The following is a 16442-nucleotide window of genomic DNA, read 5'->3' as shown; positions in this document are numbered from 1 at the left end:
CAAATTATGTCCGTAGAAAACGCAATTTTCGATACAAAATGTCAGTAAAACTACGTACAAAGCCGGAAGGGAATATGGGGTTTGTTAGCAACAGAAGACTATCGATTAACATTATACTGCTTTCAATTGTCCCCTTAATTGTCGTGGTGGCGATTGTCGCTAGTATTCTATTTAGTCAAGCAAAACAGTTAGTTGAAGAGCAAGTCGCTTTAACTCGAGGCAACGTGCTGTCAGTTAAAAAGCAAGAACTAAAGCAGTACGTAGAAATGGCAGTGAAAAGTATAGAGCCTTACTACCTTGATGAGTCCTTAACCCCAGAGCTTGCGAAGCAAATTGTTATCGAAAAATTGAGCCAGCTCACGTATGGCAGTGACGGATACTTCTTTGCTTATACTTGGGAAGGTGATGCGCTTGTGTTGCCATATCAAAAAGAGCGGATAGGAAAGAACTGGTGGGAAGTTGAAGATGTTCAAGGCAAAAAGTTACTTCAGGAACTGATTAAAGTGGGCCGAGAGGGAGGTGGATTCGTTGACTATCTTTGGCATAAACCCTCAAAAAAAGAACCCCTGCCAAAACTCAGTTATGCCGTCTCTTTAGATAAATGGCAATGGATGGTCGGAACAGGGGTCTATCTGGACGATATTGAAACCCAAGTTGCTCACATGCAAAACGGCTTTGACCAAAACATAGGCAAAACAAGTACCGCACTGTTTGGTGTGATGTTCGTCGCTGTTACCGTGATTGCGGCTCTGGGGGCGTCACTAAACTTGAACGTAAGGCGGTTGGCTAACCAGCAATTGAGTATATTGAATCAACAGATTATTGATTCGCAAGAAAACGAGCGACAACGAGTTTCAAGAGAGTTGCATGATGGCGTGAATCAACTCTTGGTAGCGGCAAAGTATCGGTTAGACAACGTAGACAAAGAAAAAGACGATACAAAGAAAGCACTGGAACTTGACGCAAGTAAGGATGCGATGGAACAAGCGATTGTCGAACTAAGGCGTATTTCTAAAGATCTGAGACCGCCGCAGTTGGATGACTTAGGTTTGGTCGCTGGTATTGAAGCTTACATCAACCAACTTCGTGAGCGTACACAGCTAGAGTTGGTTTTCGAACATGACATTGAGGGGGAAGAGTTTCTACCAGAGGTTGAAACCACGCTTTACCGTGTGGTGCAGGAGTCACTACACAACGTGGAAAAACATGCGAATGCGCAAGGTGTCGACGTCATCATGCAGCGAGAGGGACGGACTCTAATACTAACCATCAGTGACGATGGTATCGGTATGCCAGCAAAATCGCTCAAATCGAACAAGCGTAAGCAACCACTCTTTGAACATATGGGATTGCAGAATATGAAAGAACGGATTCAAGCGATAGGGGGCACATTCGCGGTGAGTAGTGAACAAGGAGAGGGCACAGAAGTGCGCGTGAGTTTAAACATGGAGTTTGTATGATTAATTTGGTTCTGGCTGATGATCATAGGCTGATGCAGGATGGGCTTAAATCACGCCTTGAAATGGAAGATAACCTGAATATTCTCGCATGTGTCGGTACAGGCATAGATGCGCTAGATAGCACACTGAAATTAAAACCTGACGTACTACTACTTGATATCAATATGCCTAGCCTTAATGGTATAGAAGTACTGGAAAAGCTCGCCCAAAGTCGTTCAGAAACCGCAGTCATTATGCTTTCAATGCATGACAGTCGTGACTATGTCATGCGCTCAGTGAAAGCCGGTGCAAAAGGCTACGTTCTTAAAGATGTCGGTTCGGAAGAGTTGGTGATGGCAATTAATCAGGTAGCGCAAGGGCGCTCCTACTTATGTCCTCAAGCTTCTGACCGTTTACTTGAACAGATTAATGAGAAGCCAGAAACCAAAGACGATACGCTCTCAAAGCGCGAATCTGACGTGCTCAAGGCAATCGCGAATGGCGCCTGCAACAAGGAAATCGCCGATTCACTCCACATCAGTGTCAGAACTGTTGAAACACACAGATTACGAATTAAGAAAAAGCTCGGCGCTACGTCAACCGCAGCTTTAGTTAAATTAGCACTGCAAAAAGGATTAGTGACTTAATGAGTGGACGTTTGCTTTCCAGTCGCCAACCCATACTGGATAAAATTGTTTTCTTTTGCGCAGTGATTCAATGCGGCTCTTTTCGTGAGGCGTCGATTCAGCAAGGCATTTCCCCTGCCGCTGGCAGTCGTTGGGTAAAAGAACTAGAAGAGGCAATGTCGGTCGAGCTAGTTAAGAGAAGTACGAGACAGCTTGTGGCAACCCAAGCTGGGCAGTTACTCTTCGACCGGTTTTCACCTCTGCTTCCTGATATCAACAGTCTATGTGAAGAAGTACAGAGCCTAGCCGAAGAGCAACAGGGTGAAATTCGGTTATCGTCAACGCCACTTTTTGCTCGCCAGTATTTGACTAAAATTGTCGCTGAATACATGCAAATGCATCCTAATGTTAACTTCCGTATCTTTATAGAGGCGGGAGAGTTTGATCCGCTAAACATTGATTTCGCATTTCGTGCCAGTGCAAGTTACGAAGGGGAACCAGAGCAAGACATGTTACTGGTACGGCGGCAGCTACTAACAGAGCCTCTCTATCTGTGTGCTTCTCCTCAATACCTCAGAGAGCATGGTACGCCAGCAAACCCCAATCAGCTCAACTTACATCGTTGCTTGTACGCTCGTACTCTGTTGGGAGGCAATCGTTGGTGTTTTGAGCTGAATGGCGAACTCGAAATCGTAACTATCCGAGATACATTAGAGTGTGATAACAGTGAAATGTTGCTCGACCTTACCCTTGAACACGCAGGGGTTGCTTATCTTCCTCATTCGCTGGTTTTCGAACAGCTAGGAAACGGGGAACTCCAGCACATCCTCCAAGATTACCAATGTGCCAGCTTTGACATAGATATGTTCTTTAGGCCAAGAACCCCAATGCCTGAACGATGTAATGGATTTAAACAGTACCTGATTGAACGTGTTCAAACACTCAATGAATAATTCCATTTATGAAATTAACAATCTCTATATGTGCAATTAACAAACCGGTTTGTGGCAGCTAAGCTGTTTGTTATTGAAAGAATAACGCAGTGACAAGGGAAGGTGCTACGTGGTCAAAAAGCTTACGCCAGAGCAAGCAGCTGATTGGATTGAAGATGGTGAAGCCGTATTGCTAGGAGGGTTCATCGGCAGTGTTGTACCCGAAGCGATTGAAAGAGCCATAGGCGAGCGTTTTACACGAACGCACACGCCTAAAGACCTAACATTATTGTTTGCAGCTGGCCAAGGAGATGGTCAAGGCAGAGCAATCAATCATTTGGCTAAGCAAGGGTTAGTTAAACGTGCTATCGGTGGGCATTGGGGTTTGGTCCCTAAGTTACAGCAGCTTGCCGTTGATAACTTGATTGAAGCGTACAACTTACCTCAAGGGATCATTTCACATCTATTGCGAGATACCGCCGCAGGTAAGCTCGGCACTGTCAGTAAAGTTGGGTTAGGGACTTTCGTCGATCCTAGAATTGAAGGTGGAAAGATCAACACTATCACTCAAAAAGAGTGGGTAGAAGTGATTGAGTTGATGGGGGAGGAGCATCTTTTTTATCATAAATTACCAATTACGACGGCGATTTTAAGGGGTACTACGGCTGACGAAAAAGGCAACATCACAATGGAAGACGAATGCTTAATTGTGGAAAGTCTTGCTGCGGCACAGGCGGCTAAAAACAATGGCGGCAAAGTGATAGTGCAAGTTAAGAGTGTCGTTAAAGCCGGAAAGCTCGATCCACACGCAGTTAAGATTCCTGGCATTTTTGTCGATGCGGTCGTAGTTTGCGACCAAGAAAGCGAACATATGCAGACTTTTGCAACCGTGATGAATCCAGAGTTTGTCGGAATTAGCTCGTCTAAAGGTGACGGTGTCACTATTTCTGGGCTAGGTGAAAATGAACAGGCGCTCGATGCCAAAGTCGTCATTGCTCGTCGAGCTGCGATGGAGTTGGTTCCGGGCTCTATCCTAAATTTGGGTATTGGTGCACCAGAGTATATTGCTGAGGTCGCAAGGCGCGCTGAGATTCTCGATGAATTCACTCTCACAGTTGAGCCGGGTGCAGTAGGCGGTACACCACAGAGCGGCTTGGACTTCGGTGCATCAAAGCTTCCGCAGGCGATTATAGGCCAAGATCAGATGTTCGATTTCTATGACGGTGGTGGCGTCGACCAAGCGTTTCTTGGGTTAGCGCAATGTGATCGAAGCGGCAATATTAACGTCTCTCGCTTTGGGACCAAAATTGCAGGGTGTGGTGGTTTCATCAATATCACTCAAAACGCAAAGCAAGTTGTTTTCTGCGGCACATTCACCGCACAGGGATTAAAGATTTGTATTGAACACAATGCAATACAGATTGTTCAAGAAGGGAAACAGCGCAAATTCTTAGACGAGGTTGAGCAAATCACCTTTAGCGCTCAACAAGCGATACAAAACAATAAATCCGTACTCTACATAACCGAGCGTGCGGTATTTCGATTAACGAGCGATGGTTTGGAGCTAATAGAGATAGCCCCGGGCATTGATTTAGAAAAAGACATCTTAGCGCAAATGATGTTTGAACCTGTAATCAGTGATTCATTGAAGGTGATGGAAAGCGCCATATACCAAGCTCAATTTCGACCTAATATAAAAAGAGACGCAAGTTAGACGTCCATTCAAATAAGTAAAAACACAATCAGCTAAGCCAATAGCGTTACACAAAAGGACAAAGAAAATGTTTGAGAGAAAAATCTGCATTGTGACAGGTGCAGCTCAAGGAATAGGGAAAGCTATCGTCGAGCGATTCGCTAGCAGTGGTGTAGAATTAGTTTATGCGATAGATATGAATAGCAACGCGTTAAACAGTGCATACGAGAGTGTCGAGAACGTTAAACCTATCACGATGAACATCTGTGACCGAGACGCCATTGCCTCTTTTATCGAACATGTGAAGCGTGACAATGGAAAAGTCGATGTGCTCGTCAATAATGCTGGAATCACCCGAGACGCATTGATAGATAAAATGACAGAAGATGAGTGGGATGCGGTTATTAACGTTAACTTGAAAGGCGTGTTTAACCTGACTCAAGCTGTTGCTCCGATAATGATTGAAAACAATTCAGGTTCTATTGTCACCATGTCTTCTGTGGTCGGAACTGACGGCAATATCGGCCAAACTAACTATGCGGCAAGCAAAGGCGGCGTGATCGCCATGACCAAAAGCTGGGCCAAAGAATTTGCTCGTAAAGGCGCACAAGTAAGAGCCAACTGCGTAGCCCCTGGCTTTGTCGCGACTCCAATGACAGAGAGCTTGCCAGAAAAAGTGCTGGAGATGATGAAAGCCAAAACGCCATTAGCAAGAATGGGCACACCAGAAGATATTACCAATGGTGTTGAGTTCTTAGCCAGCGACAAGTCTAGTTTTATTACAGGCCAAGTGCTGAAAATTGATGGCGGGTTGGTACTGTAATATGAGTCATAAAGTTTACATTGTGGCGGCTAAACGCACGGCAATCGGGTCTTTTCTCGGTGGGTTAAGTTCAGTGTCTGCAGTAGAGCTCGGTACTACTGTGATTAAGTCTGCTTTAAAACAAGCTAACGTAAAACCGGAATGGGTAGATGAAGTTGTTGTTGGTAATGTGCTGAGCGCGGGCCTTGGTCAAGGCGTAGGGCGACAAGCTGCGATTCATGCAGGAATACCAGCTCACGTCCCAGCTTACACGTTGAACATGATTTGTGGCAGTGGCATGAAAACAGTGCTCAATGGGATCAATGCTATCAAAGCAGGCGACGCTGATATTGTCGTTTCTGCGGGTATGGAAAGCATGAGTAATGCTCCGTTTATCATGAATGGTCAATCGCGTTCAGGCCATAAGATGGGAGATCTGTCGCTGGTGGACTCTGTGCTTAAAGATGGTCTAACCGATGCCTTTGAAGATTTTCATATGGGTGTGACAGCCGAAAACATTGCCAAGCAATATGATATTGACCGCCAAGCACAAGATGAGTTTTCCACTCGCAGTCAAAAACGTGCACAGCAAGCGATTGAATCAGGTCTGTTTGAGGAAGAAATTGAGCCTGTCATTGTCAAGAGTAGACGTGGCAACGTTGAAGTGAATACCGATGAACATCCAAGGTTTAACGCGACATTGGAATCGTTGAAAGCTTTAAAGCCTGCTTTTGATAAACAAGGGAGCGTCACCGCAGGAAATGCTTCTGGGATTAACGATGGTGCCGTTGCACTTGTTCTAGCGAGTGAACAAGCACTCGAAGATCATGGCTTAACACCACTTGTTGAGGTTGTCTCTACCGGGCAAGGCGGTGTTGAGCCAAACGTTATGGGACTTGGGCCAATCCCTGCAATTAAGCAAGCATTAAAGCGCGCACAACTTAACCTGTCAGATATTGGCCGTTTGGAGCTCAATGAGGCATTTGCTGCTCAAGCCATTGGTGTAATGAAAGGCTTATCGCAACAACATCAGGTGCCATATGAATGGTTTGATGAGCGAACCAATGTGAATGGTGGAGCGATTGCTTTGGGTCATCCTATTGGAGCGTCAGGTGGAAGAGTTATCACATCTTTGATTTATGAAATGCGCCGCTCTCAAACTGAACTAGGACTCGCTTCACTCTGCATTGGTGGTGGTATGGGTACGGCGATTATAGTAAGACGAGTTTAATGTAGGATTTAAAAAGAGCCGTTTCAGGCGGCTCTTTTTACTTCGTCTTGCTCAGTTCAATTGCGCTGATTAGCCTACTGAGCTCGGACTTAACCTCATCGTCAATGTCATAACCAATATTGATTCGCAAACAGTCATTGTATAAATCGAGTGTGCTGAACAAATGACCGAGGCGAATATCGACGCTTTCTTTGTCTAAATGCTCGCTCAATAGATTACTATCGAGGCCAGGTATTTGTAACCAAAGTACCATCCCTCCAAGTGGATCGCTGACCTTGACGTACGATGGTAGATGTTGAACCAGATATTTTAAATAGTCATGTTTTAAAGTGGCCAACTTGTTACGGCGACGACGTAGTTGTTTCGCGTATTGTCCAGACTCTATAAAGTCAGCGACAGCAATCTGTATCGGAACAGAAACACCATAACTCGCAGCGGTAGATTGTTGTTGATATTTCGCTATATAACGGCCGGGTAAACACCAACCTAGCCGATAGCCTGGTGAGAGTGTTTTCGAGATGGATCCGCACCAAAGTACATAGCCGCCTTGATCATAGTATTTGGCGGGCAGCGGGGTATGTTCACTGTAAGATAGCTCAAGATAAACGTCATCTTCAATCATTGGTGTTTGATAGAAATTGGCTAACTCCGCCAGGTGCTGTTTTTGCTGCGCGGTCATAGTTATGCCTTGTGGATTCATATGAGAGGTACAGAATATCCCAGCTTTTACTTGGCCTTTTTTTAAGTGATTTTCTAACTGGCTTAAATCAACGCCATCTTCAATAGACGGGATCTCAATGATCTTGCGTGACATTTGGCCCAACAACTCAATGATTCCACTAAAGCATGGAGAGCTTATCGCTATTGCATCCCCAGGTTGAGTGGTTGCTTCGATGGCTGATTTAATCGCTGGCATACAGCCACCTGTGATGATGAGCTCATCAGCAGAGAAATTTAGAGATAATTTAGAAAAATGACGACTCAAGGCATCTCTCAGTAGGGGTTCTCCTTGTGTGTCTGGATAGCGGTTTAGGCGATTTCCAATTCGTTTAATTGCACGTCGAAAGCTTCTTTCCAGTTCTGTAATGGCGACTGGATCGTTGTCGGTACTCGATATACCGAGTGGACCATTAATGGAGGAGTGGAGCGCGTAGTTACGATTTACGGTCGATATTCTACTCACAAACTGAGTCATTTCTGGTTTAGCTCGTTCGGGCTTTGGAGCCGATACAAAGTAACCCGCTTGAGGTCGGGAGCAAATCCACCCTTGAGATTCGAGTTCTTGATAACAACTGACCGCCGTCGACATACTAACGGTCCGCTGTTTAGCCAGTTGCCTAAGTGAAGGCATACGGCAGCCATCACTTAACTTCCCAGTTAAAATTTCATCAATAAACTGCGCAGCTATATCCTTATAAATACTCATATTATTTCAACTGTACTGGTTTTTGTGTGAAAAATTGTATCTGTATCCATTTTTAATCTCAAGTGATACTCCTGTTAAACAAAGGGAGGAGAAATAATGAGTAGGAATGATTTGATATTGGCTATCACTGTTATGGCTATTTGGGGCTTCAATTTTTCAATGATAAAAATGGGTATTACGGACGTACATCCTTTATTGGCCACCGCTGCTCGCTTTTCATTGGCGGTGATTCCAGCCATATTCTTTATCGCGAAGCCGAATGTCCAATGGCGCTACTTGATTAGCTATGGATTGATATTTGGTGTTGGCATTTGGGGGATGGCTTCTTGGTCAATCACTGCGGGATTATCGTCTGGTGTATCTTCGGTCTTGTTATCCTCAAATGCGTTGATTGGTATGGCGGTGGGTATTTTTATTCACAAGGAAAAATCGACCACACGCAAACTAATGGGGGCATTGATTGCTTTGGTGGCTTTGCTTGTACTCGTTACAGCAACCAACGGCAATATCACGGGTAAAGGGTTATTGCTGATTATGACTGCAGCGGTGAGCTGGGTGGTCATGGGGGTGATCGTTAAGTCGTCTAAAACTAAGCAAGCTTTTGCCTTCAACGTATGGGGAATGGCATTTGCGCCAGTGCCTTTAGTGGCTTTCTCAGTTGCACTACATGGAACCGAAATCGTTGAACACGCGATTGAAGCATGGAACACGAGCACAACAATCGCTGTCTTGTTTCAAGCTTATCCGACAACGCTATTTGGTTACTGGGTTTGGAATCGCCTGTTGATTCGTTATCCTTTAAGTACGACAGCGCCTTTGACGTTGCTAGTCCCAGTGTTCGCACTCATTAGTGGTTATTTTATGTATGGTGAAATGCTGTCGGTACTTCAAGTGATTGCATGTGCGTTATTCTTAGTGGGAATTGGGCTTATTGTTAAGCCGCCGCGTAACAAGAGTAATGCTAACGACTACCAATGTAATTCGGTAAAAGTGACGAGCAATTAGCCGTCATAACTCAAACAAAAAAAGCGCTGACTGTTCAGCGCTTTCTCTATTTTGGTGAATAAAAGCAGTTTATTTGATGAATGCTAAATCAAAGACGGTTGAACGATTTCGTCCTGACTCCTTTGAGAAGTAAAGTGCCTTATCTGCATGTTCTAACCAAGTTAAATGGCTCGTTTGTTGCTCCGTGAGTTCACAAATACCCAAACTGATTTTATAGCTCACTGTGTGCCCTTCGCATTCTACCTGTGATTGTTCGATGCGCTTGCGTAGCCTTTCAGTAAAGTAAAGAGCTTGGTCAGCGCATGTTCCAGGTAAAATAACCGTGAACTCTTCACCGCCGTATCGGCCACATATGTCACCGCCTCGGGTTGCTTTTCGTAGTTCATCGGCAGCATGGCGAATGACGTCATCGCCAACAGTATGACCATAGGTATCGTTTACTTTTTTGAAGTGGTCTATGTCAAAGATAACCAAAGAAGAGACACTACCTGAAACCTTACAGCTTTCGAACTCTTCCAGTAAACAGCTTTCCCAGTAACGACGGTTAAACAGCTTAGTTAACCCGTCCGTGCGGCTTAAATCAGAGAGCTTCTGATTGGAATTCATTAGGTGGATTTTATTTTTGGCTATGTCTGTAACGTCATTGATGATTAGGCTAACGTGAGAAACAGCACCATTAACGGAGGTGAGGGGAGAAAACGTAATGTTTTGACGCATTTCATTGAGCCCGTCAGCGATGGGGCTGAAGTTTTTAAACTTAAATAGGTAAGGCCTATCTTCCCAACAAGAGAATCCTCGGCTATTAAGTTTAAACGATGCATCTACTTTTTTTCTGATCCACGATTCAGGTAAACCAGGAACAACATCAAACAGGTACTTACCCAAAATGCGCTCGGCACTGATACCACTGTATGATTGCATGAAAGAGTTCCAAGCACAGACCTTATACTCTCTATCTAACACAATTAGGCCAGCATCAAGATCGCCAATGATCTGCATTGCCCAGTGAAAGTCGCTGATATCGGTTGTTTTCATAAAACACTCTGCAAAATTTGTTCAATGGCTTGAATAGACTCTTTGTCCATTAAGAAGATGACGTCACAGGTAATGTCGAGATTTTCCGCTTTATAGATGAATTCAATCGTGAAAATTTCTTGATCATAAGCCGTGAGAAATTGATCACTATTAAGCGAAACTTGAAGTAGCTCTTTTTCCAGTACGATAGGCTGACGCAGTGAGATAGAGATATCGAGCTGCTTACTAAACGAGACTAGAAAAGAAGACACGAGCAAATTGGAGATATCTAAAATCATCTCCTTAGTGGTCGTATTTTCTTCAGAAAAGGTGTCTAAGGTAATATTGGATAAACCACTACCGTGAAGACAAACGAGTGCTTCGCCATTGATACCGTTACCAACAAAGCGTTGCGACACGGCACGATACTCAGAATTATTAATAATATCCTGCACCGTCATTTTAAGCTCAGATTGATGCAGGGTAGATACATTAGGCAGAGGCATTTCAATGAACTGGCCAACTTGTTCAGCAATTAACGAGGCACTGGTTCCTAGCGCAATATTGCTCATTTCTCGAATGCTTGCCAATACATCAACTGACTGAGTGGCACAAGGTATCGTCGGTACATTGAATGCTTGAAGTGGTATTTTGAATCGAGCGAATAGCTTGGCGAGATCAGAGGTATTAAATGGCTTTTCGATAAAGTCTCTTGCGCCTAATCTCAAGCAACGCTCTTTCGCAGCAGTTTGAATATCCCCTGAGACAACAATAACGTTTGTTGGGTATCGACTGACAGGTAAAGCGGCAAGCACTTCAAAACCATCCATCACTGGCATGGTAAGGTCTAGAAAAAGGATATCGAAATTGGATTGCTTTAATAGGTCGAGCGCTATCTGTCCATTTTCTGCTTGTGCGATGTAGATGTCGGGTGAAAGTCCTATTTTGCTAATGATGGCTTTACGAGCGATTTTAGAATCATCGCAAACTAGTATATTCATGAAAATTATCAATAACTCAAACAGGACGCAATTCTTATACTTTGCTTACTTATAGGCAACAGTAATGTGATATTAATACCAAATAGTAAGACCAAGTTAACACTTTTGTTTCACGCGACGTCAACTTTTTGTCACTACCATTCAGTAGATTGAGACGAAAATCTCACTGTTAAAGTTTTAGACGAGCTTGTAAAGCCACTGAAACATTAGATTTAGCAGGCTTCTTTAAGTGCTTGCAGATCTGCCAACCCGCTTTGGCAACTCGCTCCAAATCTACTCCTGTCTCGATGCCTAAACCTTGACACAAGTACAAAATTTCTTCAGTTGCAACATTGCCTGATGCGCCATCTGCATAGGGGCAGCCTCCTAAACCAGCCACACTTGAGTCAACTGTATGGATACCCATACGAAGCGCTTGGTAGACGTTTGCAAGTGCTTGTCCCCATGTATTATGGAAATGTACTGCTATCTGTTCAGGTTGTGCAATGGAAAGGACTTGTTTGAGCATGGATTCCACTCGTAGCGGCGTTCCGGTCCCAACCGTATCTCCTAGAGAGACTTGATAACAACCGAGGTCGAGGAGTCTTTTTGTTACTTCTTTGACTCGCAGCGGAGAAGTCTCCCCCTCATATGGGCAATCTAATACGCAAGATAGGTAACCGCGAATAGGGCGTCCTTTTTGCTTGGCGAGTTTAATGACGGGGGAGAATCGCTCTAAGCTCTCTTCGATTGAGCAGTTAATATTGTGTTGGCAGAAGGACTCGGAGACAGAAGTGAAAATGGCGACTTGATCCACATTAGATTGTAGAGCTAACTCTAACCCTTGGACGTTGGGCGTTAGGGCTGAGTAACACACATCAACGTGACGAGTGATTTGTGTCAAGACTTGCTGTGAGTCTGCCATTTGCGGTACCCACTTGGGCGAAACAAAAGAGCCAGCTTCAATATGCGTTAATCCGCTTAAAGATAACTGATTGATCAAATCGATTTTCGCTTGAGTCGTAACCAGCGCTTCATTTTGCAAACCGTCTCTTGGCCCAACCTCAACAATGTTGACCGAACTTGGAAACAAAGCTTTAGTCATCAAGGTTTCCACCGTTGTCCCAGTCAGGTGTTCGCTTTTCGAGAAACGCACTTAATCCTTCTTGCCCCTGACGAGAGACTCGAACATTGGCGATCATCTCTGATGTATAGTTGATGACTTCTCGGTCGATGATTTTGTTGTTGCAGTGATGGATGAGTTCTTTGCAATGATTGAGAGCAGCAGGGCTATTGTGTAGCAGTTTTTCTATCACCGCTTCTATGGCTTCTTCAGCTTTTTCGGCAGGCGTTAATTTATGGATAAGTTGTAGATCTAATGCTGTAGGGGCGTCGATTAATTCTGCGGTCAACATGTAACGCCTTGCTTGGCGTGCGCCCATGGCTCTACAGACGTATGGGCCAATAGTGGCTGGGACTAGCCCGAGTTTAACTTCACTCAAGCAAAATTGGGCACTGTCATCGGCAATCGCAATATCGCAACAGCAGATTAGACCAAGAGCGCCACCATAGGCGCTACCGTGGACGTAACAAAGAGTTGGGTGAGGGAAGTGATCTAGTAAATTGAGCAGTTTAGCTAGCAATTCAGCATCATTAATATTGGCATCGTGATGTTGAGCAGCCATCGCTTTCATCCAATTAAGATCGGCACCGGATGAGAAGTGTTTTCCGTTACCCCGTAACACCACGCAGCGAACTTTGGAGTGATTAGCTAGGTAATCAAGCGCTATAGAGAGTTCATGAATCAAGTGACTACCAAATGCATTATGCTTTTCAACTCGATTAAGGGTTACGGTAGCCACGCCTCTCGGGTCAATGTCGTATAGTAATTCATTGCTCAAAATGACTTTCATGGTTCTGTTCCCTTACATTCTAAATATACCGAACTGACTTTCTTTGATTGGCGCATTTTTTGCGGCCTTGAGTGCTTGGCTTAAAATAGTTCGTGTCTCTTTGGGGTCAATGATGCCATCGTCCCACAGCCTCGCACTGGCATAAAATGGATGTCCTTCGGCTTCATATTTATCAATGATAGTTCTTTTAAAGGCGCTTTCCTCTTCTTCAGGCCATGCTTTACCTTCTCTTTTAATGACATCACGCTTCACTTGACTTAACACGCCAGCAGCCTGTTCACCCCCCATGACAGAAATCCGAGCATTTGGCCAAATCCACATTAGCGTAGGATCATAGGCCCGGCCACACATGCCATAGTTACCTGCACCATAAGAACCACCTATTATCACGGTAAATTTAGGAACGTCCGCACACGCCACAGCCATTACGAGTTTAGCCCCATGTTTCGCGATACCGCCTTCTTCGACTTTCTTGCCGACCATAAATCCGGTGATGTTTTGCAAGAACAATAGCGGTATTTTCCTTTTCGCACATAACTCGATGAAGTGAGCGCCTTTCTGGGCAGATTCAGAGAACAAAATGCCATTGTTAGCGACAATTCCGATGAGTTGGCCTTCGACTCGTGCAAACCCACAAACCAAAGTGGGCCCAAACAGGGCTTTAAACTCATCAAATTCTGAGTCGTCTACTAGCCTCGCAATAACCTCACGAACATCAAATGAAAGTCTGAGATCAGCATTAACCACACCATAAAGTTCAGAGGCATCGTAGCGAGGGGGCAATATGTTCGCTTCTGGTTCACTTGTGTGTTTTGCGTATTCAAAATCGGTTCGTGTATTTGCAATTGACTGCCGTGCGAGTATCAATGCATGTTGTTCATTTTCGGCGTAATAGTCAGCGACACCTGATTTACGGCAATGAACATCTGCGCCACCCAACTCTTCATCGGTAACCACTTCACCTGTTGCCGCCTTTACAAGCGGTGGACCCGCTAGGAAAATAGTACCTTGTTGTTTGACGATAATAGAGACGTCCGCCATTGCTGGAATGTAAGCACCACCTGCAGTACACAAACCCAATACGATGGCGACTTGTGGAATTCCTTGCGCTGACATGCGCGCTTGATTGAAGAAAATTCGGCCAAAATGATCTTTATCCGCGAAGACTTCAGCTTGATGAGGGAGGTTGGCACCGCCTGAGTCGACAAGATAGATACAGGGTAAATGGCAGCGCTGGGCAATATCTTGGGCTCTAAGGTGTTTCTTGACCGTCAGAGGGTAATAGGTGCCCCCTTTGACCGCAGGGTCGTTAGCGATCACCATACAGTCAATTCCGTTTACTTTTCCTATGCCTGCAACCACACCTGCGCACGGAATGACTTCGTCATAGACTTGCCATGCCGCAAACTGAGCAATTTCTAGAAATGGACTATCAGGATCAAGCAGAGTTTGAACGCGCTCTCGAACAGGAAGCTTTCCTTTGGCTTTTTGTCTTTCTATCGCTTTTTTGCCACCACCCGATTTAATCGCCGCAATATTGGAGTGAAGATTCTCGACCAACTCACTCATGACCTTTTGGTTTTTGATGTAAAGGGGCGAATCGGTTTTGATTTTGCTTTTAATTATTGCCATGACTCACTCCTATAGCGATTCATTAAACAGCTCACGGCCTATCAACATTCGGCGAATTTCAGAAGTACCAGCACCAATCTCATATAACTTGGCATCTCTGAGTAACCGGCCCGCCGGGAATTCGTTGATGTAACCATTTCCTCCTAGCAGCTGAATAGCATCAAGCGCCATCTGTGTTGCAAGTTCAGCGCTGTACAAAATTACCCCTGCGGCATCTTTTCGGGTTGCTTCTCCACGATCACACGCAGCCGCCACGGTATAAACATAGCACCTTGCTGCATTAGCTCGTGTGTACATGTCTGCGACTTTGGCTTGTACTAATTGAAATTCCCCTATGGATTGCCCGAACTGTTTTCTATCGTGAATATAGGGAAGGACTAAATCTAAGCACGCTTGCATAATTCCTAAAGGGCCACCAGCAAGTACAACACGTTCATAATCCAACCCACTCATCAGTACTTTCACGCCTTTGTTGACTTCACCGATAAGGTTCTCGCAAGGGACTTGGCAGTTTTCAAACACCAACTCACATGTGTTTGATCCTCTCATTCCAAGCTTGTCGAGTTTCTGAGCATGACTAAAACCAGGTGATGTTTTTTCAACTAAAAAGGCACTAATACCGTGTGATGTTTTGGCGCTATCGGTTTTGGCATAAACCACAATGACATCAGCATCTGGGCCATTCGTGATCCACATTTTTGAACCATTGAGTAAGTAATGGTCTCCGTTTAATTGGGCTTTAAGCTGCATACTTACTACATCAGAACCCGCGTTAGGTTCACTCATTGCCAGAGCACCAATATAGGAACCATCAATTAATTTAGGGAGGTATTTTTGTTTTTGTTCTTCGGTGCCGTTACGAAAAATTTGGTTAACACAAAGGTTAGAATGCGCACCATAGCTAAGCCCAACAGACGCTGAAGCTCTACTTATTTCTTCCATTGCAACCACATGTGCGAGGTAACCCATTCCAGCCCCACAATATTGCTCACTGACGGTGATACCAAGTAAGCCCATCTCTCCTAATAGTGGCCATAAATGGTTGGGAAATTGGTTGTTTTGGTCGATTTCTTGGGCAATGGGAGCAATGTGTTCATGAGCAAAAGCACTGACATGATCACGTAACATGTTGATGGTTTCATCTAAACCGAAATTGAGCGGATTGTATGGCGATAACATAGCGCCTCCCGAGTCGTATCCGTATTGCATCGCGAAAGGAAGTACTCAGGCCGGCAGACGTGTCGTTTACTGTTCACTCATCTCAATTCGATTGAGTGCGTCTTCACATCGTTGACGAGCAGCAGTTAAGTCATCTAAGACAATGGTGATGTCTTCAAGCTGACGTTTCAATACGGCTTCTTTATCATCGATGATCTTCAGCATTTGCACCAGTTGGGTTTCTCCCTGCTGAGTATCATAGAGCGCGAATAGTTCTTTGATTTCAGCAAGTGAAAAGCCTAACCGCTTTCCCCTTAAAATGAGTTTTAGGCGGATCTTATCTCTACGGTGATAAAGACGCATTGTTCCTTTGCGCTCTGGCTGAATAAGGCCAACATCCTCATAGAAACGAATACTTCTGGTCGTGATATCAAATTCTTTTGCGAGATCACTGATTTTAAAAGTGTCCACCGGTTTCAATTCTCCAACTGCTTACTAGGGCCTTGAATAAATGCAATGTAATTAATTTGTTTCTTTACGTTTACGTAAATGTTAGTGCTATGCTTACGTAAACGTCAAGAAATTCCATTT

15 protein-coding genes are annotated in these 16442 nt (G+C 44.5%); 7 read left to right on the top strand and 8 right to left on the bottom strand.

Annotation, left to right across the window (positions count from 1 at the left end; genetic code table 11):
• Positions 1-74: 74 nt before the first annotated feature.
• The 6 genes from GVO60_RS08990 (at position 75) to GVO60_RS08965 (ending at position 6723) form a co-directional block, all read left to right on the top strand.
• Entirely contained in the window at positions 75-1460 is a 1386-nt protein-coding gene (locus GVO60_RS08990) for a cache domain-containing protein (protein WP_159653310.1), read from the top strand.
• Complete coding sequence (locus tag GVO60_RS08985) at positions 1457-2086, top strand: response regulator (protein ID WP_159653070.1); 630 nt, start codon at positions 1457-1459, stop codon at positions 2084-2086. Before GVO60_RS08990 ends, GVO60_RS08985 begins: the two co-directional genes overlap by 4 nt.
• Positions 2086-3018 (top strand): LysR family transcriptional regulator, encoded by a 933-nt coding sequence (locus tag GVO60_RS08980; protein ID WP_159653068.1) that lies wholly within the window; start codon positions 2086-2088, stop codon positions 3016-3018. Before GVO60_RS08985 ends, GVO60_RS08980 begins: the two co-directional genes overlap by 1 nt.
• 109 nt (positions 3019-3127) lie before the next feature.
• Positions 3128-4711 carry an acyl CoA:acetate/3-ketoacid CoA transferase gene (locus tag GVO60_RS08975; protein WP_159653066.1) on the top strand — a complete coding sequence of 528 codons (1584 nt, stop codon included), beginning with the start codon at positions 3128-3130 and terminating at the stop codon, positions 4709-4711.
• A 67-nt stretch (positions 4712-4778) separates the two neighbouring features.
• The gene (locus GVO60_RS08970; protein WP_159653064.1) at positions 4779-5513 is read left to right on the top strand and encodes a beta-ketoacyl-ACP reductase; all 735 of its coding nucleotides are present in this window, start codon (positions 4779-4781) and stop codon (positions 5511-5513) included.
• 1 nt (position 5514) lies between these two features.
• Complete coding sequence (locus tag GVO60_RS08965; protein ID WP_159653062.1) at positions 5515-6723, top strand: acetyl-CoA C-acetyltransferase; 1209 nt, start codon at positions 5515-5517, stop codon at positions 6721-6723.
• A gap of 37 nt (positions 6724-6760) precedes the next feature.
• Here the strand turns inward: GVO60_RS08965 and GVO60_RS08960 are convergent, their stop codons facing one another.
• Positions 6761-8149: an aminotransferase-like domain-containing protein gene (locus tag GVO60_RS08960; RefSeq protein ID WP_159653060.1), complete on the bottom strand. Its 1389-nt coding sequence runs from the start codon at positions 8147-8149 to the stop codon at positions 6761-6763.
• A gap of 96 nt (positions 8150-8245) precedes the next feature.
• Between GVO60_RS08960 and GVO60_RS08955 the strand changes: the two genes are divergently transcribed.
• Entirely contained in the window at positions 8246-9154 is a 909-nt protein-coding gene (locus GVO60_RS08955) for an EamA family transporter (RefSeq protein ID WP_159653058.1), read from the top strand.
• A 69-nt stretch (positions 9155-9223) separates the two neighbouring features.
• Here GVO60_RS08955 and GVO60_RS08950 read toward each other — a convergent pair whose 3' ends face one another.
• From GVO60_RS08950 to GVO60_RS08920, 7 genes are all read right to left on the bottom strand, one after another.
• A complete protein-coding gene (locus GVO60_RS08950; protein WP_159653056.1) occupies positions 9224-10189 on the bottom strand; it encodes a sensor domain-containing diguanylate cyclase in 966 nt (321 codons plus the stop codon).
• Entirely contained in the window at positions 10186-11169 is a 984-nt protein-coding gene (locus GVO60_RS08945; RefSeq protein WP_159653054.1) for a response regulator, read from the bottom strand. The genes GVO60_RS08950 and GVO60_RS08945 overlap by 4 nt, the downstream gene beginning before the upstream one ends.
• A 169-nt stretch (positions 11170-11338) precedes the next feature.
• Complete coding sequence (locus GVO60_RS08940) at positions 11339-12253, bottom strand: hydroxymethylglutaryl-CoA lyase (protein ID WP_159653052.1); 915 nt, start codon at positions 12251-12253, stop codon at positions 11339-11341.
• Complete coding sequence (locus GVO60_RS08935; protein ID WP_159653050.1) at positions 12246-13061, bottom strand: enoyl-CoA hydratase-related protein; 816 nt, start codon at positions 13059-13061, stop codon at positions 12246-12248. The genes GVO60_RS08940 and GVO60_RS08935 overlap by 8 nt, the downstream gene beginning before the upstream one ends.
• 12 nt (positions 13062-13073) lie before the next feature.
• On the bottom strand, positions 13074-14693 hold the full coding sequence (locus GVO60_RS08930; protein ID WP_159653048.1) for a carboxyl transferase domain-containing protein: 1620 nt from the start codon (positions 14691-14693) through the stop codon (positions 13074-13076).
• A 9-nt stretch (positions 14694-14702) separates the two neighbouring features.
• Positions 14703-15872: an isovaleryl-CoA dehydrogenase gene (locus tag GVO60_RS08925; RefSeq protein WP_159653046.1), complete on the bottom strand. Its 1170-nt coding sequence runs from the start codon at positions 15870-15872 to the stop codon at positions 14703-14705.
• Positions 15873-15938: 66 nt separating this feature from the next.
• Positions 15939-16322 (bottom strand): MerR family transcriptional regulator, encoded by a 384-nt coding sequence (locus GVO60_RS08920; RefSeq protein WP_159653044.1) that lies wholly within the window; start codon positions 16320-16322, stop codon positions 15939-15941.
• Positions 16323-16442 lie beyond the last annotated feature (120 nt).

It is taken from the genome of Vibrio atypicus (assembly GCF_009811315.1).
GTDB lineage: Bacteria > Pseudomonadota > Gammaproteobacteria > Enterobacterales > Vibrionaceae > Vibrio > Vibrio atypicus.
The sequence above is the reverse complement of the archived record's forward strand: the minus strand, read 5'-3'. Positions and strand labels throughout refer to the sequence as shown.